A 23,728-nucleotide genomic window follows, 5' to 3' on the forward strand; every position below is an offset into this window, starting at 1 on the left:
GTGCATGCCGCCGGGCCTCTTCGGATCAGTCCTTGAAGACGACCCACTTGAGCATCACGAAGTTGATGCCCGTACCCAGTCCCTGGCCGATGAACCAGCAGACGAACGCTCGCAGCGAGTCGCCGTAGACCACGGTGAACTCGGGCAGACTCACGTACAGCAGCTGGTTCGTACCGTTGTTGACGAAGAACGTCACGATGTAGACCAGCGCGAAGGCACCGGCCTTGGCCGTGGTGTTGCCCTTGCCGGCCCCGGTGAACGTCAGCTTGCGGTTGGCGACGTAGGAGGTGCCGGTACCGAGGACGAAGGCCAGCGGTCGGGCGACGAAGTTCGGCCACTCCAGCCCCTGCAGCAGCAGCATGTACGTGCCGAGGTCGATGACGGCGCAGACACCGCCGATGAGCCCGAAACGGACCAGCTGGTGGAACAGTCCGAGCTTCTCGGACCCGGGTTCGGCGGCGGATTCAGCCACGGCCACTCGTTCACCTCAAACGTCCGGTACCCAAAACACCGGGAACCAGGCGAATACGGTCCCCCGCAGGAGTGTATCGCTGAGAGGTAGCACACTCCGCACCGCGCCCGCACCCGTCCGGGCCGAACCACCGAACGTGGCTAGACTCGGCAGCGTGGCATCGGTTAAGGACGAGCAACAGACGCTGACCGGCTGGGGGCGCACCGCGCCGACCCAGGCACGGGTCATCAGCACCCCGGACATCGAGACCATCGCCCGCGCGGTGCGCGAGGCGGGTGAGCGCGGTGTCATTCCCAGAGGGCTCGGCCGCAGCTACGGCGACCCCTCGCAGAACGCGGGCGGCACGGTCATCGACATGACCGCTCTCGACCGCATCCACGTCGTCGACGCGGACGAGGCCACCGTCGAGGTCGACGCCGGTGTGTCGCTGGACACCCTGATGCGTCGCCTGCTGCCCTACGGGCTGTGGGTCCCGGTGCTGCCGGGTACCCGGCAGGTCACCGTCGGCGGAGCGATCAGTTCCGACATCCACGGCAAGAACCACCACTCGCAGGGGTCCTTCGGCAGCCACGTGCTCTCGATCGACCTGCTCACCGCCGACGGCGAGGTCCGCACCCTCACGCCGGAGGGCGCCGAGTCGGACCTGTTCTGGGCCACGGTCGGGGGCATGGGCCTGACCGGCATCATCCTCAAGGCCACCGTCCGGCTCAAGCGCGTGGAGACCGCCTACTTCCTCGTCGACAACGTCCAGACGCGCAACCTCGACGAGCTGCTCGAGTACTTCACCGACGGTTCCGACGCCAACTACACCTACTCGGTGGCCTGGTTCGACTCGCTGGCGCGCGGCGACAAGATGGGCCGCGCCCTGCTGACCCGGGGCAACTCGGCGAAGGTCGAGGACCTGCCGAAGAAGCTGCGCAAGGACCCGCTCGGGTTCAACGCGCCGCAGCTGATGACGGCCCCGCCGATCTTCCCGAACGGCCTGGTCAACAAGTACACGATCACCGCGTTCAACGAGGTCTGGTACCGCAAGGCACCCACCAAGTACGGCTCGGTGCAGAACATCACCCAGTTCTTCCACCCGCTGGACCTCGTCGGCGAGTGGAACCGGGTGTACGGGCCGAGCGGTTTCCTGCAGTACCAGTTCATGGTGCCCTTCGGGCAGGAGGACATGTTCCGCCGCTCGATCGACCGGATCAGCGCCTCCGGGCACGCCTCGTTCCTCAACGTGCTCAAGACCTTCGGCCCGGGCAACGCCGCGCCGCTGTCCTTCCCGAGCGAGGGCTGGACGCTGACCGTGGACATCCCGGTCACGCCGGGGCTGGACCGGCTCTGCGCCCAGCTCGACGAGATGGTGCTCGACGCGGGCGGACGGCTGTACCTGGCCAAGGAGTCGCGGACCACGCCGGAGATGATCGAGCGGATGTACCCCCGCATCCACGAGTGGCGCAAGACCCGCGAAGCCGTCGACCCCGAGGGCGTGTTCCGCTCCGACCTGTCCCGGAGGTTGGGCCTGTGACGGCCCCCGCGGGAGAGATCCGCACCCTGAACGGCTGGGGTCGCACCGCGCCGACCCGAGCACGCCAGATGTATCCGCGTATCGACGAGTGGCGCAAGATCCGCGCCTCCGTCGACCCCCAAGGAATCTTCACCTCCGATATGTCCCGAAGGTTGACTCTATGATCGACGCTGTCGGAAACCCCCAGTCCCTGTTCATTCTCGGCGGTACCTCCGACATCGCGCTGGCGACGGCCGAGCAGTACGCCGAACAGCGCTCGCTGCGGATCATCCTCGCGGATCGTCCCGAGGAGTCGGACCGCATGAACGAGGCCGCCGAGCGGCTGCGTCAGACGGGGAGCACGGTCACGACGTTGTCGTTCGACGCCCGCAAACCCGAAACGCACGCCGAGGTCGTCGACAAGGCGTTCGCCGACGGTGACATCGACGTCACTCTCGTGGCCTTCGGTATCCAGGGCGACAATGAGAAGGGTTGGACCGATGCCGAGGCGGCGCGGCTGAACGCCGACGTCAACTACGTCGCACCGGTGTCGTTGGGTGTGCACCTCTCGGAGAAACTGCGCAAGCAGGGCCACGGGAATCTCGTGGTGATGTGCTCTCCCGCGGGCGAGCGTGCGCGGCGGACGAACTTCGTCTACGGCTCCGCGAAGGCCGGGCTGGACGTCTTCTACACGGGTCTGACCTACGCCCTGGCTGACTCGGGCGTGAAGGTGACGGTCGTGCGTCCGAACTTCGTGAGGACGAAGCTCACCGAGGGCATGAAGCCCGCCCCGATGGCGCAGACGCCGCAGCAGGTCGCGAGCACCATCGTCGGCGCTGTGCGCAAGGGCAAGGAGCAGGTGTGGGTACCGGCCCAGATGCGCTGGGTCATGACAGTGCTGCGTCACCTCCCCCGCGTCATCTTCCGCCGCCTGCCCTTCTGAGGCGCGGCACCTCGGTAGTCGTCCCCCGATTTCGCGCGAAACTGGGATTTCCCGGTTTCGCGCGAAAGCGGGTGACCCCCCGAATCCAGTACAGCGGCTACACGGGTTCCACCGCGTGCTGCACCGCCTGCTGGACTCGCTCACTCTCGGAGCCCGATCCCGACGGTGTCCCGGCCGGCACCGGGACACCGTGATGAACGAGGAATACGACTCATCGTGGCGCGGGTGTCTGACGTTACATACAGAGCATCGAAATAATCGGGGTTCCTCGTCACTCGTTCGCGCGTCGGCAGTTTTCCCCGCACGAACGAGAACCAGATCGATCAAATCGTTGTCCGGTTATTCTTTTCGCAGAGATCCGTTGTCGACGTGTTACCGAGACCGGGTCGTTCCGCACGCGTTCTGTCCGTAGACTTCACGCCCGGAGTTCGACGAGGGGCACCGGGCGGTCGGAGCACCTCCCATTCTCGGGGTCCTCGCTTCCAGGCGCTCCGGCACGCGGGTGCGTACTTTTCCCACCCGTGCATCACGCCCGTTGTTCGGATCCGTGCTGGTCCGATACGGGTCGGAGCGCGCTTGTCGTCCGGAGCGGTCGAACCGAGGCGAGTACCGAGGACCCGGAGAGGAAGCTTGCGCAGCGACGATGGACGGGCCGAGAACCGTCGGCAACCGGAGCGCTTCCATCGTGTCGCCGCGACGCGTCGTCTCCCGGCCGACGGCACCGTGCCGCCATCGGCCCACGGTCATCGGTCGTCAGCTCGGGCCGCGAGCGCGGGGAATCGACCCGCGTGAATTCCGACCGTGCCTCCCGAACGACCCGTTGACCGGCACCGACCGGGTGCCATTCGTGATGTCAGCAGCGAGAGGAGCGACAGTGGCGGTCGCCGAAACGGAGAGACGAGGTGGCGCCCGTTTTACGGGCAGTGCGGCGGGTGACGAATCATCCGCAGCGTTGGACCGTGCTCGCATTGCTCGGCGGGGTCGCGCTGTTGGCGGGCGCGGTGTTCGCGACGATTCGAAACGGCCTGACCGACGACGCTTACATCACGCTCGACTACGCGCGGAATCTGGCTTTCCACGGGCACTGGGGAATCATCGGGGAAGAGGTCGCGAACTCGGCGACCTCCCCGCTGAACGTCATCGCGCTGACCGCGTTCACGGCCGTGCTCCGACAGCCGGTGCTGGCTCTCGGCGTGGTGTTCGTCCTGGCCAACGTCGTTTTCGCGTACGCGCCGCACGAATCGGCCGAACACAGCCGCCTGTCACCGTTCGGCGGTCTCCTGGCCACCCTGCTGCTGCTGACCAACCCGCTCCTGCTGTCCACGGTCGGGCTCGAGATGACGCTGGCCGCGGCGCTGCTCGGGTTGCTGCTGCTGGCGACGGTCCAGCAGCGCCGGGTCTTTTTCGGCGTCGTCGTCGGCCTGCTCGCACTGACGCGGCTGGATCTGGGAGTGCTCGTTCTCCTGATCCTGATCGGCCGGCCGTCGCTGTGGTGGGAGTGGTGGAAGTGGGCGCTGCCCGCGGGCTTCGTCGGGCTACCGTGGTTCGTGTTCAGCTGGTTCGCGCTGGGATCGGCGGTCCCCGATTCGCTGGTGATGAAACAACTGCAGGACCAATGGGGTGAATACAGCTTCGCCAACGGCTTGGACCTGTACTACAGCGTGTACCCGGCCGCGACCGTGGCCTCGGTCAGCGCCGCCGCGCTGGGACTCGTGGCGCTGCCGATCTGGCTGGTGGCCCGGTTGTCGCGACGCGCCGGTCCCCGGGACCTTCATCCGTGGGCGTTGTTCGGGATCGGTGGCGCCGCGCACTTCTACGTCTACACGCTGCTCGGTGTCCCGCCGTACCACTGGTACTACGCATCGAGCATGATCGGGCCGACCATCTTCCTCGCGGGCGCGATCGGTGCCGTCGTCGGTGCCTACACCGCCACCCGACTGACACGACCGTTGCTGCTGGCGGCAGTGGCCGTCGCTGCCGGGCTCGGAGTGCTCGCGGCACAGGGCCGCTTCCCCGTCGAGCACGGGGCGCCCTGGCACCGTGCGCCCATCATGGCCAACTGGGCTCCTCCCTCGGATTACGCCAGGGTCGGCGGGATGGTGGGAGCAATCGGGGGTGACTCCGCCGTCAGAAGCCCGGGGGAGATCGGCGTACTGGCTTATTTCTGCGACTGCGCCGTCGTCGACGGTTTCTCCGACCGGGGTTACCTCGCCGACCAGATCGAACAACGCGTGTCCGAGGCCCACCCCGCCACGCGATGGCTGCTGAAACTCAACTACGCGCATTTCGCACCGGCCGAACCACGGCCGGTTGAATACACCCTGCGCTCGGTGGAGGGATACGGGCCCGACCCACGGTGGAACGCCGACTCGCCGTGGGTGAGTCCTCATCACTTCGACCTCGAGAGGACCGGATCGGGTCAGGGCTGACGACTCGTCACGCGGAGTGGCCCGACCGGTCGCCGTAGGACCTCCCGGATCCCCGAGGGGTTCTACGGCCCGTCGTCCGCTCCGTCGGGACCGTACTGATCGGCACGCCGAGCACCGCTGTGACCACCGAGGAAGGCGTCCCGCAAGGAACAAAGCCACGAACCCTCACAGATCGTGATGCGATCGATACTCTGTAACGGTTAACCTCACTCGTATGGCGGCAGATTTCTCCAGTATGGGAGTCATACCACCGCCATCAAGCCTGTCCTCGAAGGAACGATCGAGATGGGGAAACTGGCTGATCGCGGCGCTGGCAGCGCTGACGGTGGCGCTCGGGATCTCCGCCGCACTGGCACCGGTCATCGCCGACGACCCGGTCGTGACCTGGCCGGAAGCAGGGCAGGAGCCCACGTCCACCGTGCTTCCGCTGTCGCCGTACCGTCCACTGAGCCTGGACGCGCACGTCCCGTGCACCACTCTGCGCGCGGTGAACGCGAATTCCCCCCAGGGGGGAACGGCGCTGAGCACGCGCCCGAACGGCGCTCCGGGGATGGAGGTCTCCGCACGGGGCGGTGAAGTCCTGTTCCGGATGTCCGGTCGAGAGGTCTTCACCGAACCGATCCCCGACGGCGGATGCACCTACCGGGTGCTGGCCGGTTCCGACGGTGTGCGCGTTCTGCGCGACGGCGACATGCTGGCGCGCGCTCCCGAACTGCTGCCGCCGCAGGTCGCCGAGCTGGCCACCGACGCCGAGGGAATGCCGCAGGCCTCGGGCCTGGCCGTCGAGCTGCACACCGATGCCCGCTACCAGTCCCGTCCCACCGCGCTGAAGGTGGTGCTGCTGACCGCGCACGGGCTCGCGCTGGCCACCCTGCTCGTCGTGACCTGGCGGCGCTGGCGCGATCCTCGGCCGTCCCGCACTCCACGACTGCCCCGTCCCGGTGCCGCCGACGCGGTGATGGTGCTGGTGGCCGCGGCGTGGGTGTTCCTCAGTCCGGCCAACATGGACGACGGCTGGTACCTGATGATGGCGCGCAACGCGGGCGAGAGCGGCTACATCGGCAACTTCGTCTACATGTTCAACGTCACCGAGAACCCGTTCGTGCTCAGCCAGTACATGCTGCAGCTCTGGGGTGAGCTCGGTGGCTGGTCGCTGTGGTGGATGCGACTGGTGCCCACCCTGTGCGGGCTGGCCACGTGGGCACTGCTGCGTGTCCTGATGACCGTGGCTCTCGGGCGCGCGGGCACGATGCGGACGGTGCCGTGGGCACTGCTGGTCGCGTTCCTGGTCTGGTACCTGCCCTACGGGGTGACGCTGCGGCCGGAGCCGGTGATCGTGATGTGCGCGGCGGCGACGCTGGTGTTCGCCGAGCTGGCCGTGCTGCGGCACTCGATCGGGGCGCTGGCGGTGGCCACGATCTGCGCCGCGCTGGCGGTCACCGCCTCGCCCTCGGGCGTGGTCGCGGCGGCGCCGCTGCTCCTCAGCCTGCCCTGGCTGGTGCGCTGGCTGCGCCAGCAGTCGTGGTCGGCACGGGTGGGAGCCGTGACGCTGGCCGTCGCCTCGGCGACGGTGGTCGTTCCGATCGGCTTCGCCGACGCGACCCTGGGCGACGCCCTCGAAGCCATCGACGTCCACCAGTGGTACTACCTGTCCTTCGCCTGGTACGAGGAGTTCGTCCACTACGACACCCTGATCAACTCCTCCACGTGGGCGCGCCGGCTGCCGGTGCTGCTGACGCTGGGTGTGCTGGTCGTCGTGGCGCTGTCCAGCGGGCGCGGCGGCACGGGGCGGGATCCGGTCCGCAGGCTGGTGCTGGTCAGCGCGATCACCACGTCCGTGGCGCTCGTGCTCATCGCGTTGAGCCCGACCAAGTGGGTCAACCACTTCCACGCGGTGGCGGCGGCACCGACCGTGCTGCTGGCGGCGGTACTGCTGCGCTCCCCGCTGCCCCGGCGCGCGGGTCCGATGCTCACGGGCGCGAGCCTGCTGGCGCTGGTGGGCACGGTGTCGTTGAGCTACGCCGGCCCCAACTGGTGGATTCCGTTCACCGACGCGGGTCAGCGCTTCGGCAACCACCTCGATCCGGACCTGACGACCAACAACACGGCTCCGCACATCTCGGAGCTCTACCTGCGCAATCCCGCGCCGTGGCTGGCGGTGGCGGCACTGGCGTGGGCTTGGGGGGCCTGGCGCAGGTCCCGGGGAAAGCTGGTGCTGGTCACGCCCGACCGAGCGGTGGTCTCCGCCGCGTCGCTGGGCTCCGTCCTGCTGATGGTGGCGCTGTTCGCCTACGCGCCGATCGGTCAGGCACCGGGGTGGACGGTCGCCCGTTCCGGGGTGCGGTCGATGTTCGGCGGCGGGTGCGGGCTGTCCGATGCCGTGCGGGTGCAGCTTCCCGCCGAGAAGCAGCTGCTGCCCCCGGCCACGCCACCGGCCACCGCCGGCGACTTCGGAAACGATCGCCCGCTGCCGGTGAGCGCAGATCCGTGGCCACGGCCGGTGAAGGTCTGGCACGACGACCTTCCCGACGGCACCACCACGGGGACCGGTCAGGTCACCACCGGCTGGTATCCCCTGCCGAAGTCCACGACGGGCACCCACGTGACCGTTCCGGTGGCGGGCAGCCTGGCCAACCAGGGCGTGGAGGTCCAGTTCGGACAGCGCTCCGGTGACGGGTGGGCGGTCGCGTCGAGCGAATCGCCGGCCTCCGACCTGCGACGGCCGCCGCACGAGTGGCAGCAGTTGTCCGTGCCGTTGCCCGCCGACCGCCCCGGGGCCGTGCGGGTCGTCGTCACCGACCGGGTCACCGGCGCGAACAGTTGGGTGACGGTGGCCGAACCCGAGCTCACCGCGGCCCGCCCGATCACCGAGCTGACCTCCGGGAAGGCCGTGCTGGCCAACCACATCGCCGCGGGGCTGTGGCCGTGCGTGAACCAGGTCGACATCGACAACGGCATCACCGAGACGCCGCGGGTGCGCATGACGGTCGACGACCTGCTGCCGCCGGGGTGGCCGGACAACATCAGCAACCTGACCTGGGGCGGAGCGTGGATGCAGACCGCGCGCTCCTGGACCCAGACCGAACTCCACGCCGAGCTGCACCCGAAGGGGCCGCCGCGTAAGCCGTGGGGACACGTGTTCGCGATCGACTACCCGCATCCGACCGGTCGTTACGACCTCCGCGTCGAGCAGAACGTCCGCTGGGGCTGGGAGCGGCTTCCCACCCTGGCCGACAACGACTACCCGAACATCGAGAACAACGCGGGCACTCAGGTCGAGGAACCGACCAGCGACAGTTAAGAAGAATTCTTGCGGGTGGGGTGGTTTTCGCCGAAACCGCCCCACTCCGGTCTCCCGCGCGGACTACGAAAAGGTAACGGGATGCACCCCCGCATCTCGGGCTTTTCGTGCGATCCGCGTTCTCACCGCTGTTCGAGAACGGCGAACGTCCTCGCGCACCAGGAGTTCGAAGGAAACCGCATCATCGGAGGTGTCGCCACCAACGAAGCGGAGACACCTTCGCACGGAAGCCATCGAACAGTCTCCTGTGGACGATTTGATACCGGGGAACGTTGTTCCGTTACAAGATCTCCCAGAAGTCACACGAAGTGGTGAACTACGGCACTTCGCCCTGCGGATCACCCGACGCCGAACAAATGTGGAGACGACAAGCACGACCGGAGAAAGGGATCGGCCTTGACGACGAAACGCCAACTGGTCAGCTCGGTGCTCGCGGCCTCCGCCGCCGCCGCTCTGTCGTTCACGCTCACCGCACCGGCAGCTGCGGCGAACGCGCACACGACGGCCCCGGACAACGGCACCACCGTCACCCAGCAGGAGGATCGACAGCTCACACCCATCGACCGCAGATACTGGAGCGACCCGGAGCTGCGCCGGGTGCTGGGCCCCCCGGTGGACTCCGAGCAGGATCTCGGGGAGATCTCCTACCGGCAGTTCGAGAACGGGTGGATGTATCACACCTCCTCGACCGGGGTGCACGAGACGCACGGGGCCATCGCCGACAAGTACACCGAGGTCGGCACCCACTATACCTACGGCGTCCCGGTCACCGACGAGCTGTCCACTCCGGACGGAGTCGGCCGGTTCAACTACTTCGAGGGCACCGACGCCATCGGCACCGCCTCGATCTACTGGACCCGCTACACCGGGGCCCAGGGCACCTGGGGGCCGGTGCAGCAGTTCTGGGGTGACCACGGCTGGGAGACCGGCTTTCTGAGCTACCCGACGACCACCACCGCCGACACCCCGCACAAGCCCGGCGTGTTCAGCCACTTCCTGGGGGCCGACGGCAGCGGTGCCTCGGTGTACTGGAGCCCGGACACCGGAGCGCACTCGGTGCAGGGCACGATCCGGGAGGAGTGGGCGCAGCTCGGCTGGGAGGACTCCTGGTTGGGATTCCCCACTTCGAACGAGTACGACATTCCCGGCGGCAAGCGCAGTGACTTCCAGGGCGGGTTCATCACCTGGAACGCGTCCACGGGAATCGCCACCGCTCACCGCTACTCCTCCGAGTAACGAGAAGTGCATGATCGAAGGCGGGCGGTAATCGGACCCGTCCGCCTCCGATCGCGCGAAGAAATTCCGCACAACGGGGCGGTCACGAGCAGGGCACGATCGCCGATCGTCCCACCGGAAAGGCGAAAAATATTTGACACGGTCCCTCGCGGATGTGTGGAATGAATCGGAATCGCGCGCTACCCGAACATGTCCACATATCCTCGAGGGCGTCATCAGTGAAGTACCGGAGTGAGTCCACAATGGACTTGCCTGCGGAGGCAGCTCATCCCCAACTCCGACGTCGGCCCCGGAGCGACGCGTCGCGGAGGAGCAACGTCGTCGCGCTGTGCGTGGGCGTGCTCGGACTTCTCGCCGCGCTCGCGCTGCCCTTCGCCCCTGTGATCAACGAGCGCACCGAGGTGCACTGGCCTGCGACGGGTGAGCCGACCGCGTCCACGACGGCGTTCCTGACGCCGTATCGCCCGGCCTCGATGCACGCGACCGTGCCCTGTCCGGTGATCCGCTCCGGTCTGGACGCCCCCGGCCCCACCACGATCCTGCGGACGGCGCCGCCGAGCAGCAACCACGACGGACTCGCGCTGACCGCGGTCGAGAACGAACTGCACCTGCTCCTGGGTCAGCGGGAGGTTCCGCTACCGCCGCTGCCCGCCGACTGCCGCATCACGGTGCGAGCGGACTCCTCGCACACCGAAGTGCGGTTGGGCCGGGCGGAACCGGTGGTGCTCGACGAACCCGCGCCGGAGATCTTCACCTTCACCACGGGACTGCCACCCGCCGACGCCGAGGGCATGAAGGTCACCGCCCGGCCTTTCTCCTGGTTCGCCACCTCGGCCACCGCCGTCAAAACGGCCCTGATCGCCACGGCGCTGCTGACCGCCGCCGTGTCCCTGACGCTGCTGATCGCCCACGCGCCGCCGAATCGCGCCCTGTTCCGCCCCGCCGCACTGCTGCGACGGGTGCGCACCAACGTGCCGCTGCTGCTGCTCGACGCCGTCATGGGCCTGGTCTTCGCTCTCTGGGGGATCATCGGCTCGCTGACCGACGACGACGGCTTCGCCATGATGACCGTGCGCAGCTACGCCTCCGGCGAGAACATCGGCAACTACTACCGGTGGTTCGACGCCGCCGAAACCCCGTTCACCCTCGTGCAGCACCTGATGCGGTGGGTCTCCGAGTACAGCCTGGCCCCGGTGTGGTTGCGCGTGCCGAGCGTGATCATCGGTTTCCTGACCTGGCTGGTGGTCAGCAGAGGCATCGTCGCCCCCATGTGCCGTGGCACGCGCCGACTACCGCTGCACCTGATCACGGCGGTTTTCCTGCTGGCGTGCTGGATGCCGTACTGCGTCGGCATCCGCCCGGAGCCCTTCGTCGCGCTCGGAGCGGCCGGGGTCTTCGCCGCACTGCTCAAGGCGACCTCGTCGACCACCGAGTCGCCGTTCGGCTGGCTGGGCGTGGCGGCGTTGGCGGCCGGGCTGGCCCTGGCAGTCACGCCGACCAGCCTCACGGTGCTGTTCACCACGCTGGTGTTCCTGCCGCGAATATGGCGGCTGCTCAGCCCGCGGGGGCAGGCACCGCGCCCACTGGCGATCTCGGCCCGGGCCGCCCTCGTGCTGTGCCTCGGCTCGGTCGGAGTGGTGGCGATGTTCGCCGACTCGACGCTGACCGGTGTGCTGCGGGCCACGGCCATCCACGACCAGTTCGGCCCGAGCCTGGGCTGGTACCAGGAACTCGCCCGCTACACGGCACTGCTGAGCACCGGCGGTTGGGGCTCCGCGGCCAAGCGACTGGCGGTGCTCTTCGTGATCATCGCGCTGCTGATCGCCTGTGCGGCCCTGATCCGGCAAGTGCACCGACGGACGAACCAGCCCCGGCTGGGGCTGCTGGTGGGAGCGGTGGCGGGATTCTTCCTGACCCTGTGCCTGACACCGTCGAAGTGGACGCACCACTTCGGCGCGCTGGCCGGTGTCGGTTCGGCACTGCTGGCGGTGACGGTGGTGCTGCTGGCACGCGTGGGTAAGCTGCCGCGGGCGCGGCGGGAGGCCCGGCTGTTCGGCCTCTTCGGCGCGCTCGGCGCGGCCGGAGCGGCCGCGCTGTCGTTCACCGGCCCGAACGCCTGGTCGTCCTACTCGGACTGGGGGATGCTCTGGTCGAGCTCTCCGGTGCGCCCCGGCGGCCTGCCGCTGAACAGTCCGCTGCCGTGGATCCTGCTGGCGGGTGCGTCCGGTCTCGTCGCTTACGGACTGGTCCGGGGGCGCGCGACCGCAACGGCGCGGGAAGCCTCGAAGTCCCGGGGCGTGGGATGGACGACCATGCCGTCGTCGGTCCTGGTCACCGCCGCCCTGACCTCCGTGGTCGTACTGCTGGGCACTTTCCTGCTCGCACCGCAGCGCATGTCCGGCAGCTACTCGGTCGGCGGGTCCAACTGGAAGAGCCTCACCGGCGAAGACTGCGGCATCGAGGAGCAGGTCCAGGTACTGCCGGTGGCCTCCGGCGACGCCCCGCGCCCCGCCGAGGGCACCACCGAGCTGGACGGGTTCGCCGCGGGCGAGGACGGCCTCCCCGGCCCGCGACCTCCCCGGGAACCGGACCTGCTCAGGGCGGCCGACGGCTCGCTGCGCTCGGAGAGCGAGACGCCCGTCGCGGCGTCACCGTCCGTCTGGGGCAGTTTCGTCGGTGGACCGAGTGCGCTCGGCTCCATGAGCACGCGCTGGTTCAGCCTTCCCCGGCTCACCGACGACCAGGTGCTGTCGGTGTGGGTGGCCGGTCGCCCGGAACGGGGCAACACGCTGGCCTTCGAGTTCGGCACCGCTCGCGGCGGCGGCGTCCGGTCGCTCGACCGTCGTGCGCTCACCGATCCCGAACCCATGCAGCGGCCGTACGCCGATCCCCGGCAGGGGCGCCCCGGGAACTGGCGCGACTACTCCCCGTGGCGACTGCTGGAGATCGAGGCCGAGGAGCTGCCACCGGGGGCCGACCGGGTACGACTGCGCGCCGAGGACGGCACGACGGACCCGGAGGGCTGGCTGGGCTTCAGCGGTCCCGTGGTGCGCGACGTCGTCGGGCTGGACCGGATGCTCGCCGGCCACGCCTCCGCGCTGATCGACTGGCCGATCAGTTTCGCCTTCCCGTGCTTCTCCCGGTACCCGCGCGTCGGCAACGGCACGGCCGAGGGGCCCGAGTTGCTGGTCAGCCCACCGCGCGGAGAAGCGTCCATGGCTTTCGACCCGAACGTGGGCGGAGTGTTCGCGGGCGTGCCGATGACCTCGCGGAGATTCGAGACACCGAGCAGACTGAAAGGCGCGCCCGGGGTGACGTGGGGTCACGTGTACTCGGTCAGCTACGGCATCAAGCGTGACGGCTACGACGTCAGTCGACATCGGGTGCGCGTCAGCGGAGCAGGAGGAGATGGTGAGTATCCCTTCGAGAGCGACTGACGGCAGGCGCGAGGAGGCCGAGCGACACATCCCCGAACAGCAGTTCCAGCAGCGGGAGACCACGGGTTCCCTGGTCTCCTACGTGCTGCCGGTGTACAACGAGGTCGAGGGCATCCGGGGGTTCCACGACGAGCTCGCCGCCGCAGTGGCCACCCGGCCGGAGTACGACTACGAGTTCGTCTACGTCAACGACGGCTCGGCCGACGGCTCGTTGCGACTGCTGCGCGAGATCGCGTCCGAGGACACGCGGGTGCGCGTCGTGGACTTCGCCCGCAACTTCGGACACCAGCTGGCCATCACCGCGGGGCTCGACCACGCCGCGGGTGACGCCGTGATCATCATGGACACCGACCTGCAGGACCCTCCGAAGGTCAGCCTGCACATGGTCGACGAGTGGGCCTCCGGCGCGGAGATCGTCTCCGCCCGCAGGCGTACTCGCACCGACACCTGGTTCAAGCGGCTCACCGCGCACGGCTACTACCGCCTGCTGCGGCGCTGCGCCGAGGTCGACATCCCGGTCGACACCGGTGACTTCCGGCTGCTCGACCGACGAGCGGCCGAGGAGCTGCGCGGATTCCGCGAACGCGGCCGGTTCATTCGCGGCATGGTCGCCTCGATGGGGTTCCAGCAGTCCGAGGTGGTCTTCGACCGGGACGAGCGCTTCGCGGGGCAGACCAAGTACCCGATGCGCAAGATGCTGCGACTGGCCGCCGACGGGGTCACGAGCTTCTCCACCGCACCGCTGCAGCTGATCACTCGGATGGGCTTCGTCAGCCTGGTGCTGGCGGTCCTGGGAATCCTGTACTCTGTGACGTTGCGAATCTTCTTCCCGCAGGTCACGGTTTCGGGATGGACCATGATCATGGTGGTGATGCTGTTCCTGGGAGGAGTGCAGATGCTGTCGCTGGGCGTCATCGGCAGTTATGTCGGCCGAATCTACAGCGAGGTCCAGCAGCGACCGCTCTACATCGTCCGGAAAGTGATCCGGCATGACGACGACTGACGAGCCGGAGTCCGACGTGCCCGCCATGACGCGACCCCCGCTGGTGAGCAAGCAGCTCGTCCTCTACGCGCTGCTCGGGGGATTCGGGGTCGTCCTCGACTACCTGCTGTTCCTGCTGCTGTTCAACGTCGCGGGCCTGCACGAGCAGCTCGCCAACGCGATCAGCATATCGGCGGGGATCACCAGCAGTTTTACCTTGAACACGTTGTTCAACTTCCGCAAACGAGATCGGCTGCTGACGCGGTTCGTGCGGTTCTACGCCGTGGGCATGGGCGGGATCGCGCTGACGTTCGTGCTGCTGGCGGTGTTCGCGGGCCCGGTGGGACTGGACCCCAACCTCGTCAAGCTGGGCTCGCTGCCGCTGGTGCTGATCTTCCAATACACGCTCAACAAGAAATGGAGCTTCGGATGAGGCTGGGTGTCGTCGGTGCGGGTGCGACCGGACTCACGGCCGCCTTCGACGCGGTCAAGGCCGGGCACGAGGTGACGGTGCTGGAGGCCTCGGCCGAGCTGGGTGGGCTGGCCGCGTCGATCGATGTGGGCGGTACACCGCTGGAGCGCTTTTACCACCACAGTTTCAAGACCGACCGCGCGATGATCGAGCTCGTCGAGGAGCTCGGGCTCGGTTCCAAGCTGCGGTTCCACCGGCCGTCGACCGGGGTGTTCCACGAGGGACGGATGTACCCGTTCGGCACGCCGCTGGAGATGCTGCGCTTCCCCAAGTTCTCGATGCTCGACCGGCTGCGCTTCGGCGCGTCCTCGGCGGCGTTGAAGGCGGTGCGCAACGGGCAGCGGTTCAACTCGGTGCGCGCGCTGGACTGGATGCGCCGCTGGGCGGGCAAGAGGGTCACCGACACGATCTGGGACCCGCTGCTGACCGGCAAGTTCGGCAAGCGGGCGCGTGACGTGTCGATGGCGTGGCTGTGGGCGCGGATCCACTACCGCACCTTCGACCTCGGATACGTGCACGGCGGGTTCGATCAGGTCTACGAGGCGCTGCTGGAGGCGGTCACCGAACGGGGCGGCAAGGTCGAGTTCTCCAAGCCGGTGGAGTCGATCACGCAACCCGACTCCACGGTGCACGTGCGCACCGGCGACGACAGCAGCTACGAGTTCGACCACCTCATCGTGACCGTGCCGCAGCCGGTCTTCGCCAAGGCGACCGGCACGGACACCGACGACGTGCTCTGGCGCAACCAGTACCTGGGCGCGACGTGCTTCGTGCTGGAGTGCGACCGCAGCGTCATCCCGTACTACTGGCTCAACATCAACGACACCGACTTCCCGTTCCTGGCCGTGGTCGAGCACACGAACATGGTCGACCGCTCCGAGTACGACGGTCGCCACGTGGTCTACGTCGGCAACTACGTGGACCGCGACGACTGGCGGTTCACCACCGACCCCGAGGAGCTGCTCGAGCACTACATCCCCTGGTTGCGCAAGCTGAACCCGGACTTCGACCGCTCGTGGATCAAGAACTGGCACTTCTCGAAGGCCGGGTTCGCCCAGCCGATCGTCACGCCCGAGTACCGGTCGCTGATCCCCGGCCACAACACGGCGATGTCCGGGGTGACCCTGGCGACGATGTCGCAGATCTATCCCCAGGACCGGGGGCAGAGCTACGCCATAGCGATGGCCCACGACGTCACGAGTCGCCTGGGGCTCGACGGAACTTCGTAACGGCCGTTCACGCGAAGCCGGCGCACCGACCGTCGTGAAGATCGCCCCGACGGTGCCGGTGCGCCGGCCGCGTGCGGAACCTGCGAGAATCGCTTCACGTTGATGGTGCTCCGGCGACGGGAGGCCTCCGGTGGCATTCAGGTGCTCCATGGTGGACGACAAACTGGTCGCTCACTTTGATGACCCGACGATGTACCACTGGCTGGACGCCTCGCTGAGGAGCTACCGCGACATGCTGCGCGCCCGCATCGACGAGTACCGCGAGTACGACCCGCTGTGCGAGCAACTGGGGCTGGCACTGCCGGTCACGCCGCTCAAGCGCAGGCTGCTGAACGTGCTGGTGGACCACTGGTGCGGGTGGACTCCCGACGAGACGCTGCGGCAGTGGATGGAAGCCGACCTCATGACCCGGCTGCTCGACGACGTCGAGCTGGTGCTGTCCACGATGCCCTCCGACGACGAACCGCTGGAGCTGCGCTACGCCGAGCAGGTCGAGGCGTGGTACTGGGCGCTGCTGAACATGCGGATCGGCTACGGCGTGCAGCACGGGGTGCTGGGGCCGGGACGGCCGCCGATCAAGGAGAAGGTCGGTCCCCAGGCGGACTGGGACGATCCGCTGACTCCCGTGCGGTTCGCGGTGGTGTGGCTGGACAAGGTCGCCCACGGGCTGCGCCGCACCTCGGGGCAACCCCTCCCCGAGTACACCTTCGACTGATCCGACGCGTGGGCTTTCCCGGTTTCGCGCGAAACCGGGTCACCGCACGCCGAGGGAGCACCTGTTACCGGGGGCCGACGAGGTAGGAGGCCATCTCCTCGAGCTTGGTCGAGATCTTGCGGCCGTCGGCCGGGGCGACGGTGGTCCACTCCCGCCCGTTGCCGTCGGGCTTCTTCTGACTGAAGTACCCGCCCTCCTCGGTGACGAAGATCTGGAGGTTGAACGGCAACCGGTGGGTGCGGCGCACCTTGTCGTCGTAGGACTGCACGGTCAGCACGGCGTCGCTGGTGCGCTTGGCAGTGAAGACCTTCGCCAGCACCTGCGCGTCCGCGCGCTTGACGCCGGCGGCCGAGAGCGCGGCCTGGATTCCCCCGGAGGGGTGGTCGCGCAACCGCTGAGCCATCCGGTCGATCAGCTCGCTGGGCACGCTGGCCGACTGCCCCTGACTCTGGGGAAGCCTGCCCAGCAGGTTCACCGCGTTGCCGCTCGGGCCGCCGAACTCGTGCCGGGTCAGGTGCAGGTCGGTGACCTGCTCGGCGTCCTCGCCGTCGGCCTGGTAGGCCTGCACCGTGCTGCGCCCGTGCTCGACCAGCACGGCGTTGAAGCTCGTCCCCTCCTCGGAGCGCACGGCCACGCCCACCGCCACCGGCGGGCGGGCGAGCAGGTGGATCGCGTCGCCGACGAACGGGTCCAGGTCCTGCCCGTCGAGCAGCCGCCGGTCGATCAGCTCACGGCGGCCCCGTTCCAGCGCCTGCCTGGTCTGGTCCTCGTCGGCGCCCCGGGGCATGCGGCCGACGCGCACCATCGGGTGCAGATTGAGGTCGTAGTGCTCGCACAGGTAGGTCAGCGCGTGCGGGCTCAGGGTGACTTGTCCGCGAGCCACGATCATCCTCCCTCTTCCCGGGGTGCGATCCCGACGACCGCCTCGTACTCCTCGATCACGCCTGCCGCACCCTCCAGACCCCCGTGCAAGCCGAGGGACATCCTGCCGGACGGACCTCCCCCTGTCAGCCACATGCCGAAATCAACCGTGTGACGACCGGCACCACGACGATCTCTCGACCTGACAGCGGGCGAGCACCACCGACAGTCCGGCCAGGGGTGACGCCTACCGGTCGAGGATGCCCGCCTTCACGGCGTCGACGAAGGATCCCCACCGGGCCGCGTCCACGGTGAAGTGCCCGGCCTCCCGGTTCTTCGTGTCCCGTACCCCCACGACCTGCGAGGTCAAGGCGACCTCCACGCATCCTTGATCAACATCGGAGCGGGAGGGCTCGAACCACAGGTGATCCTCGAACCACATAGTCATAGCTCCTTCAGCTTTCGGGTGAGCAGCTGCCTCGATTCTTCCGGGGTAGCGGCCAGAGTGCGAAGGTGGTTCATGACCTGGGTGTACTGATCGATCTCCGCCTGCTCCTCGAACCAGACGGCTCGGACCCGAGTCTCGACGTAGACCACACCGGGGTCGTGCGGCATCGGGAAGTGCAGAATCGTGAACGGCCCGGTCAGTGCCGGGTGACCACCGATGGTCACGGGGCAAACCTGGATTTCGACGTTGGCCAGCTCCACCATGCTCATCAGGTGCTCAAGCTTGCCACGCATGGTGGCAGCCTCCCCGATCGGACGATCCAACGCCTGTTCGTCGATGACGGCCCACGAGCTCGGCGTCTGGTTGACCCTCGGGGTACTGCTGGCCGCCCCGTTCCTGCTGCTGGTGCCGGTCCGCGGTGGGAACGGGCACCACGCCCACGCCGGACCCGGCACGCTGACCGTGGCCCAGCTCCACCACGCGATCAGGGGCACCCCCACGATCTTGGGGGAAATCGTGACCCCCACGACGACACCATCGCCCGGCCACCAGACCCCGAGTGGCCTGAGCCGGAACGGCCCGAACCGGACCCCACCCCGCTGGAACGCGACCTCCACCGCCTGCTGAACCCACCCGCCGAAGAGCCCTACCTCGGCCGCCACCGCCTCAACGAACCCGGCGAAACGTATTTGCCCCCGCCCGGCGTGCACATCGAGCTCACCGAACCGATCCCCGTATAACCCCATCACGACGGCCTCCACCGTTCCCGGCTGTGGATGCCGCCTCCGTCCCGGCGAGCATGGCAGCAAGAGTCGTGACTACCAGCCGTACGTCGCCAGTTCGACCGGCTGGTAGTCACCGAACATGGGAACGTCCACGACGCGGATCACCTCCCGGCGCCGGAAATCGCGCGACTCGACCCGCACCCTGTTACCGAGGACCCGCACCCGCAGCGCGGAGGTGTCCTTGTCGGTCAGTCGTGTCTCCGAGCCCTGCCCGTCCGGCTGCCACGAGCTCCCGATGGCGCCGGTGTTGACCGTGCAGAACCCCGCCCGGTGACCCCCGGGTGCGGAGCGGCGTCCGATCCAGTCCGAGCGCTGCAACAACCAGTGCGTGTGGCTCGTGAACAGCACCACGTTGGGATGCCTGCTCAGCAGGCCCATCAGTTGCTCGGCCTCCATGTAGTCCTGCCGATACTCCTCCGGAGCGCTGGTGACCGGATTCGAGAACGTACCGGAAACGGTGTCGGGCAACACGTGATGACTGAACACCAGCACCGGCTCGTCGGCGGCGTGATCGCGCAGGTTGCGTTCGAGCCAGCTCAGCTGCTCCGCACCGAGGATCACGTAGTGACCGCTGTCGTAGGTGCCGACGGTGGTCCCCAGATGCAGAACCGGAACACCGTCGACGTCGAACCCGGCATACACCCCGGGCATTCCGGTGTGCTTCTTGAAGCGCTCGATCAGAGCCGGATCGCCGTCGGGGTTGAAGAACTCGCGGTTGCCGATCGAGTAGGTCACCGGCGGATGCGGATGGCCGTCCAACGTGCGACGGACGTTCAGGTACTCCGATTCCAGGCCCTGGTTGGTGATATCACCGTTGATCACCATGTGGTCGACCGGGCCGAGCCGGGACAGTTCCCCCAGCGCCGTGTCGAAGTCGTCGACGCTTCCCTGTATGTCCGACAGGACGTCGAGGGTGATAGGACGGCGGCGCCGCCGTCCCGTGCTCGCGACGGCTGATCCCGGAACGGCAGCCGAGGTGATCGCGGCCCCGGTCATGCCGAGAACCGCACGGCGGGAATGTTGCATACCGACTCCCTGGATCACGAGAACTACGATTTCACTTCTCCACCCGAGCGGAGTTTTCGATCCCGGAAGTGGGGAATTCCCCCGCATCGGGGCCGACGACCGTTTCGCGCAGTTGCCGAGCCACCTCCGCCGGTGACGGCATGGCGTGCATCGACCGCCGCAGCTCCCGGGCCCGCGCACCGTGCTCCGGCTGGTCCAGCAGCTCCCGGATCGACTCGCCGAGCACGGCGCTGTCATCCTGCTCCGATGCCCGGAACAGGGCCTTCGCCGCACCTGCCTCCCGGAGTGTCTTCGCGGCGGAGAACTGGTCGGCTATCTGCGGCAGAACCAGCTGGGGCAGTCCGTGATGGACACAGCTGAGCACGGTGCCCGAACCGCCGTGGTGGACGACCGCATCGCACTCGCCGAGGAACAGGTCGAGCGGAGTCGGCTCGATCAGCATCACGTTGTCCGGTACAGCACCGATCTCCTCGTAGTACCGCTCCTCGGCGGTGACGACGAACTCCACGTCGCGCAGCCGGGACGCCGCGTCGATGATGCTGCGCAGCAGCGGCAACCCGTTGAGGGCCAGCGTCTGCCGACCGAGCGTCACACACACCCGATGGTTTCGTCCGCCCACCGACGGACTGGACCGGAACCGCCACCGGGGACGCTCCCCCGTCCCGTTGAACGGTACGTAGCGGACCGGCCGGATCACCTCGTCACTCCGGACCTGCAACTCGGGCGGGCACGGATCGAGCAGCAGGTCGGGTTCGGGAAATCCCCCGATCCCGAGCCGTTCGCACGCACCGGTCAGCTGCAACGCGGCGACCTCGCGGGCCGTGGCGCCCATGGGGTCGATCCCCCAGCGGTGCGCGACGGCGAGCACTCCGAGCTTGCGGGCAATGATCGGTCCCGCTGCCTCCATCCGCTCGGAGACGACGAGGTCGGGGGCGAACTCCTCGGCCAGCTCCAGGTACGAGGCGAGGTGGTACCGCGCGTGCACCGCCCACTGGGTCGTCCCCGCCTGGGTCAGTTCGGGAGGTTGGCGTCCCATCAGTTGTAGCGGTCGTTCACCGGAAGCCAGCCGGTAGTGCAGCTCGTCGAATCCGTGGAAACGCTCACCGATGGTCGTCGTGCACAGTCCGGCCGACCGCGCCGTCTCCGTGACTTCCGGCTGCCCGGCGACGAGCACTTCGCAGCCCAGAGTCCGCAGCGCCCAGGCCATCGGAACCAGCGGCATGAAGTGGGTGGTATACGGGGTACTCAGCAGCAGTGCGCGCACACGCTCTCCTCGTTTCACATTACCCGGTGATCCGAAGGACCTTCCTCAGTTCGACGAATCCGATGTGGCGTTCCTCGCACACGCCGCTCCGCGAACAGCGAGGCTATGCGCCGGGACACGGTTCGTCAATCAATCCCGAAAACCCGTGTGTACAGAAATATATTCAACACCCGAAAACGGCGCGGCATCCGACGGGCGGGTGTGCACGAAATCAATGGATACTTCGAGATCACAACGCAGGACCCCAGGTCTTTACACGATGTTGCAACTCCTGGCAGGCTACGTGGCGGTGTCGATTCGGCCTCCCGGGAATCGCCCGAACTCTGGAGGAATGCATTATGGACCGTCCGCGCTTGAAGGCGCATTACGTGTCGGAGCCGGTCGGTTCCGAAAAGCTCTTTTTCGTAACCGAGAGGAGACATCACCTGATCGAGGGTTCCGGCCCCGTGAAGGTACTTCCTTATCTCGACGGAGAGCACACCGTCGGTGACATCGCGCAGGCGCTCTCCGGTGAGATGTCGGTCGGTGAGGTCGCGGCGACGTTGCGTCGACTCACCGCGATGGGACATCTCGTCGACGGCAGGCCCGACATGCCCGAGCGGGAGATCGCCTTCTGGGACTCGATGAACGTCGATCCCACAGCGGCTGGACGCGGGTGCGCGGAGTCCGAAGTCACTGTCCTCGGCCTCGGTAACGTGGACACGACCCCGATCGCCGACGCGCTGGAACGCAGCGGACTGAGTGCCACGGTGCAGACCGCCGGGGAAGACACCAGCGGATCCGGGGGTGACCTCTCCGTCGTCGTCGTCGAGGACTACCTCGACCCGAAACTCTCCCTGCTCAACGAGGCGTTCCTCGCCGGACGACACCCGTGGCTGCTCGTCAAGCCGGGTGGTTCGCTGCTGTGGGCCGGCCCGTTGCTGCGCCCCGGGCACACCGGATGCTGGGAGTGCCTCGTCCAGCGGCTGGCGGGCAATCGGCAGGTGGAACGGTATCTGCTGGGACAGCGCAGCGATTCCCGGCCGCTGGAGACATCCCGGTTCAGCCTACCGCGCAACGAGCACACGCTCGCCAATCTGGTCGCAGGCCAGGTCACGCTGTCACTCGTGGAGAAGGATCCGACGGAGTTGGAGGGGCGGCTGCTCACCCTCGATCCCGTCTCGCTGGAGACCGAAGCCCACGTGCTGATCCGGCAACCGCAATGTGCGGCCTGCGGCGACCCCGAGCTCATGACCAAACGCGACCCGCGCCCGGAGATCGGCACCGAACACGTGCGTTCCAAGAACGACGGTGGTTACCGAATAGAGTCACCGAGCGAGACCTACCAGCGACTGCGAAAGCACATCAGCCCCCTGACCGGAGCAGTGAGCCACCTGAAGAACCTGTGCGCCGAAGAGAACGGCATCACCTACAGCTACTCCAGCGGCCACAACTTCGCGATGGTCAAAGACAGCATGACCCAGCTCAAGCGCAACCTGCGGGGTCAGAGCGGCGGTAAGGGCCGTACGGATGTGCAGGCACGGGTGAGTGCGCTCTGTGAGGCGATCGAACGCTACTCCGGGCTGTGGCGCGGTGACGAACCCGTCACCAGAGCGGCCTACGACGACCTGGGCAGTGACGCTGCGCTGCACGTCAACGAGCTGATCACCATGTCCGACGACCAGTACGCCAACCGCGTCACCTGGAACAGGGACCTGGACTGCCCGCTGCACACCGTCCCGGAGCCCTTCGAAACCACCCGGGTCTACGACTGGAGCACCGCGTGGTCGTTGTCCCGGGAGCGGCCCCGGATGGTGCCCGCGGCGTACTCCTGGTTCGGACACCCCGAGTCGCAGAGCGCCTTCTTCTGTCTCATCGACTCGAACGGCAACGCGAGCGGGAACAGTTACGGCGAAGCCGTCCTGCAGGGCTTCAGCGAGATCGTCGAACGCGACAGCGTGGCGATCTGGTGGTACAACCGGCTGCGCCGCCCCGGGCTGGACCTCGACTCCCTGCACGATCCTTACGTCGACATGCTGCGGGAATTCTACGACGGGATGGACCGGAGCCTCTGGCTGCTCGACATCACCGCGGACCTGGGGATCCCGGCGTTCACGGCCGTATCGCACCGCCGTAACCACCCCGTCCAGGACGTGGTGATCGGGTTCGGTGCGCACCTGGACCCGCAGATGGCCGCGATGCGCGCGCTGACCGAAGTCAACCAGTTCCTGCCCACGCTGGAACGGCGCGACTCCGAGGGCAACACCATCTACTTCTCCGACGATCCGGCGACCCTGAAGTGGTGGAAGGAGACCACGCTGGAGCAGGACCCGTGGCTGTGCCCGGACGAACGGCAACCCGCCCGCAGAATCGGCGACTTCCCCGAGATCGTCAGCGACGACATGTCGGAGAACGTGCGGACCTGCCTGCGACGGGCGGCGGACAACGATCTGGAGGTCATCGCCCTCGACCAGAGCAGGCCGGAGATGGAACTACCGGTCGTGAAGGTCATGGTGCCCGGAATGCGGCACTTCTGGCGGCGGCTCGGCCCGGGAAGACTCTTCGACGTCCCGGTCAGGATGGGGTGGCTGGACAAGCCGCTGGAACCGGAATCACTCAATCCGAAGAGCGTCTTCTTCTGATCCGACCGG

The 23,728-nt window shown here is 67.7% G+C and carries 18 protein-coding genes; 12 read left to right on the plus strand and 6 right to left on the minus strand.

What is annotated here, in order from left to right; all coding sequences use genetic code 11:
- Positions 1–25 precede the first annotated feature (25 nt).
- On the minus strand, positions 26–472 hold the full coding sequence (locus FHX42_RS23600; RefSeq protein WP_328796699.1) for a GtrA family protein: 447 nt from the start codon (positions 470–472) through the stop codon (positions 26–28).
- Between the two features lie 154 nt (positions 473–626).
- Between FHX42_RS23600 and FHX42_RS23605 the strand changes: the two genes are divergently transcribed.
- The 10 genes from FHX42_RS23605 to FHX42_RS23650 all read left to right on the plus strand — a co-directional run bounded on the left by FHX42_RS23605 (position 627) and on the right by FHX42_RS23650 (position 16,714).
- Entirely contained in the window at positions 627–1,991 is a 1,365-nt protein-coding gene (locus FHX42_RS23605) for an FAD-binding oxidoreductase (RefSeq protein ID WP_182546655.1), read from the plus strand.
- A 160-nt stretch (positions 1,992–2,151) separates the two neighbouring features.
- Positions 2,152–2,913 (plus strand): decaprenylphospho-beta-D-erythro-pentofuranosid-2-ulose 2-reductase, encoded by a 762-nt coding sequence (locus FHX42_RS23610; protein ID WP_182546656.1) that lies wholly within the window; start codon positions 2,152–2,154, stop codon positions 2,911–2,913.
- Positions 2,914–3,845: 932 nt separating this feature from the next.
- Complete coding sequence (locus FHX42_RS23615) at positions 3,846–5,342, plus strand: hypothetical protein (protein WP_182546657.1); 1,497 nt, start codon at positions 3,846–3,848, stop codon at positions 5,340–5,342.
- A 214-nt stretch (positions 5,343–5,556) separates the two neighbouring features.
- Entirely contained in the window at positions 5,557–8,643 is a 3,087-nt protein-coding gene (locus tag FHX42_RS23620; RefSeq protein ID WP_235987833.1) for an arabinosyltransferase domain-containing protein, read from the plus strand.
- Between the two features lie 396 nt (positions 8,644–9,039).
- Positions 9,040–9,879 (plus strand): LGFP repeat-containing protein, encoded by an 840-nt coding sequence (locus FHX42_RS23625; RefSeq protein WP_182546658.1) that lies wholly within the window; start codon positions 9,040–9,042, stop codon positions 9,877–9,879.
- Between the two features lie 242 nt (positions 9,880–10,121).
- The gene (locus FHX42_RS23630) at positions 10,122–13,316 is read left to right on the plus strand and encodes an arabinosyltransferase domain-containing protein (RefSeq protein WP_235987835.1); all 3,195 of its coding nucleotides are present in this window, start codon (positions 10,122–10,124) and stop codon (positions 13,314–13,316) included.
- On the plus strand, positions 13,291–14,319 hold the full coding sequence (locus FHX42_RS23635; RefSeq protein WP_328796700.1) for a glycosyltransferase family 2 protein: 1,029 nt from the start codon (positions 13,291–13,293) through the stop codon (positions 14,317–14,319). The genes FHX42_RS23630 and FHX42_RS23635 overlap by 26 nt, the downstream gene beginning before the upstream one ends.
- Positions 14,306–14,731, plus strand: coding sequence for a GtrA family protein (locus FHX42_RS23640; RefSeq protein WP_235987837.1), 426 nt, complete (start codon positions 14,306–14,308; stop codon positions 14,729–14,731). The genes FHX42_RS23635 and FHX42_RS23640 overlap by 14 nt, the downstream gene beginning before the upstream one ends.
- Positions 14,728–15,999, plus strand: a complete 1,272-nt coding sequence (locus FHX42_RS23645) for an NAD(P)/FAD-dependent oxidoreductase (RefSeq protein ID WP_182546661.1) — start codon at positions 14,728–14,730, stop codon at positions 15,997–15,999. The genes FHX42_RS23640 and FHX42_RS23645 overlap by 4 nt, the downstream gene beginning before the upstream one ends.
- Before the next feature lie 148 nt (positions 16,000–16,147).
- Positions 16,148–16,714: a DUF2017 family protein gene (locus FHX42_RS23650; RefSeq protein WP_220480781.1), complete on the plus strand. Its 567-nt coding sequence runs from the start codon at positions 16,148–16,150 to the stop codon at positions 16,712–16,714.
- 64 nt (positions 16,715–16,778) lie between these two features.
- Here FHX42_RS23650 and FHX42_RS23655 read toward each other — a convergent pair whose 3' ends face one another.
- From FHX42_RS23655 to FHX42_RS26870, 3 genes are all read right to left on the minus strand, one after another.
- On the minus strand, positions 16,779–17,597 hold the full coding sequence (locus tag FHX42_RS23655; RefSeq protein ID WP_182546663.1) for an ESX secretion-associated protein EspG: 819 nt from the start codon (positions 17,595–17,597) through the stop codon (positions 16,779–16,781).
- A gap of 225 nt (positions 17,598–17,822) precedes the next feature.
- Positions 17,823–18,023, minus strand: coding sequence for a DUF397 domain-containing protein (locus FHX42_RS23660; protein ID WP_235987839.1), 201 nt, complete (start codon positions 18,021–18,023; stop codon positions 17,823–17,825).
- Positions 18,020–18,346 (minus strand): DUF5753 domain-containing protein, encoded by a 327-nt coding sequence (locus FHX42_RS26870; RefSeq protein ID WP_235987841.1) that lies wholly within the window; start codon positions 18,344–18,346, stop codon positions 18,020–18,022. The genes FHX42_RS23660 and FHX42_RS26870 overlap by 4 nt, the downstream gene beginning before the upstream one ends.
- On the opposite strand from FHX42_RS26870, the gene FHX42_RS26875 reads away from it, so the two are divergent.
- Positions 18,315–18,650 carry a hypothetical protein gene (locus tag FHX42_RS26875; RefSeq protein ID WP_182546665.1) on the plus strand — a complete coding sequence of 112 codons (336 nt, stop codon included), beginning with the start codon at positions 18,315–18,317 and terminating at the stop codon, positions 18,648–18,650. The genes FHX42_RS26870 and FHX42_RS26875 overlap by 32 nt on opposite strands.
- A gap of 191 nt (positions 18,651–18,841) precedes the next feature.
- On the opposite strand, the gene FHX42_RS23675 is transcribed toward FHX42_RS26875, so the two are convergent.
- Entirely contained in the window at positions 18,842–19,834 is a 993-nt protein-coding gene (locus FHX42_RS23675) for a metallophosphoesterase family protein (RefSeq protein WP_182546666.1), read from the minus strand.
- Positions 19,835–19,865: 31 nt separating this feature from the next.
- Positions 19,866–21,098 carry a glycosyltransferase gene (locus FHX42_RS23680; protein ID WP_182546667.1) on the minus strand — a complete coding sequence of 411 codons (1,233 nt, stop codon included), beginning with the start codon at positions 21,096–21,098 and terminating at the stop codon, positions 19,866–19,868.
- Positions 21,099–21,436: 338 nt separating this feature from the next.
- Here FHX42_RS23680 and FHX42_RS23685 point away from each other — a divergent pair, with 338 nt between their 5' ends.
- The gene (locus FHX42_RS23685) at positions 21,437–23,719 is read left to right on the plus strand and encodes a TOMM precursor leader peptide-binding protein (protein ID WP_328796701.1); all 2,283 of its coding nucleotides are present in this window, start codon (positions 21,437–21,439) and stop codon (positions 23,717–23,719) included.
- Positions 23,720–23,728: the final 9 nt, after the last annotated feature.

It is taken from the genome of Halosaccharopolyspora lacisalsi (assembly GCF_014137975.1).
In the GTDB taxonomy this organism is placed as follows: Bacteria; Actinomycetota; Actinomycetes; order Mycobacteriales; family Pseudonocardiaceae; genus Halosaccharopolyspora; species Halosaccharopolyspora lacisalsi.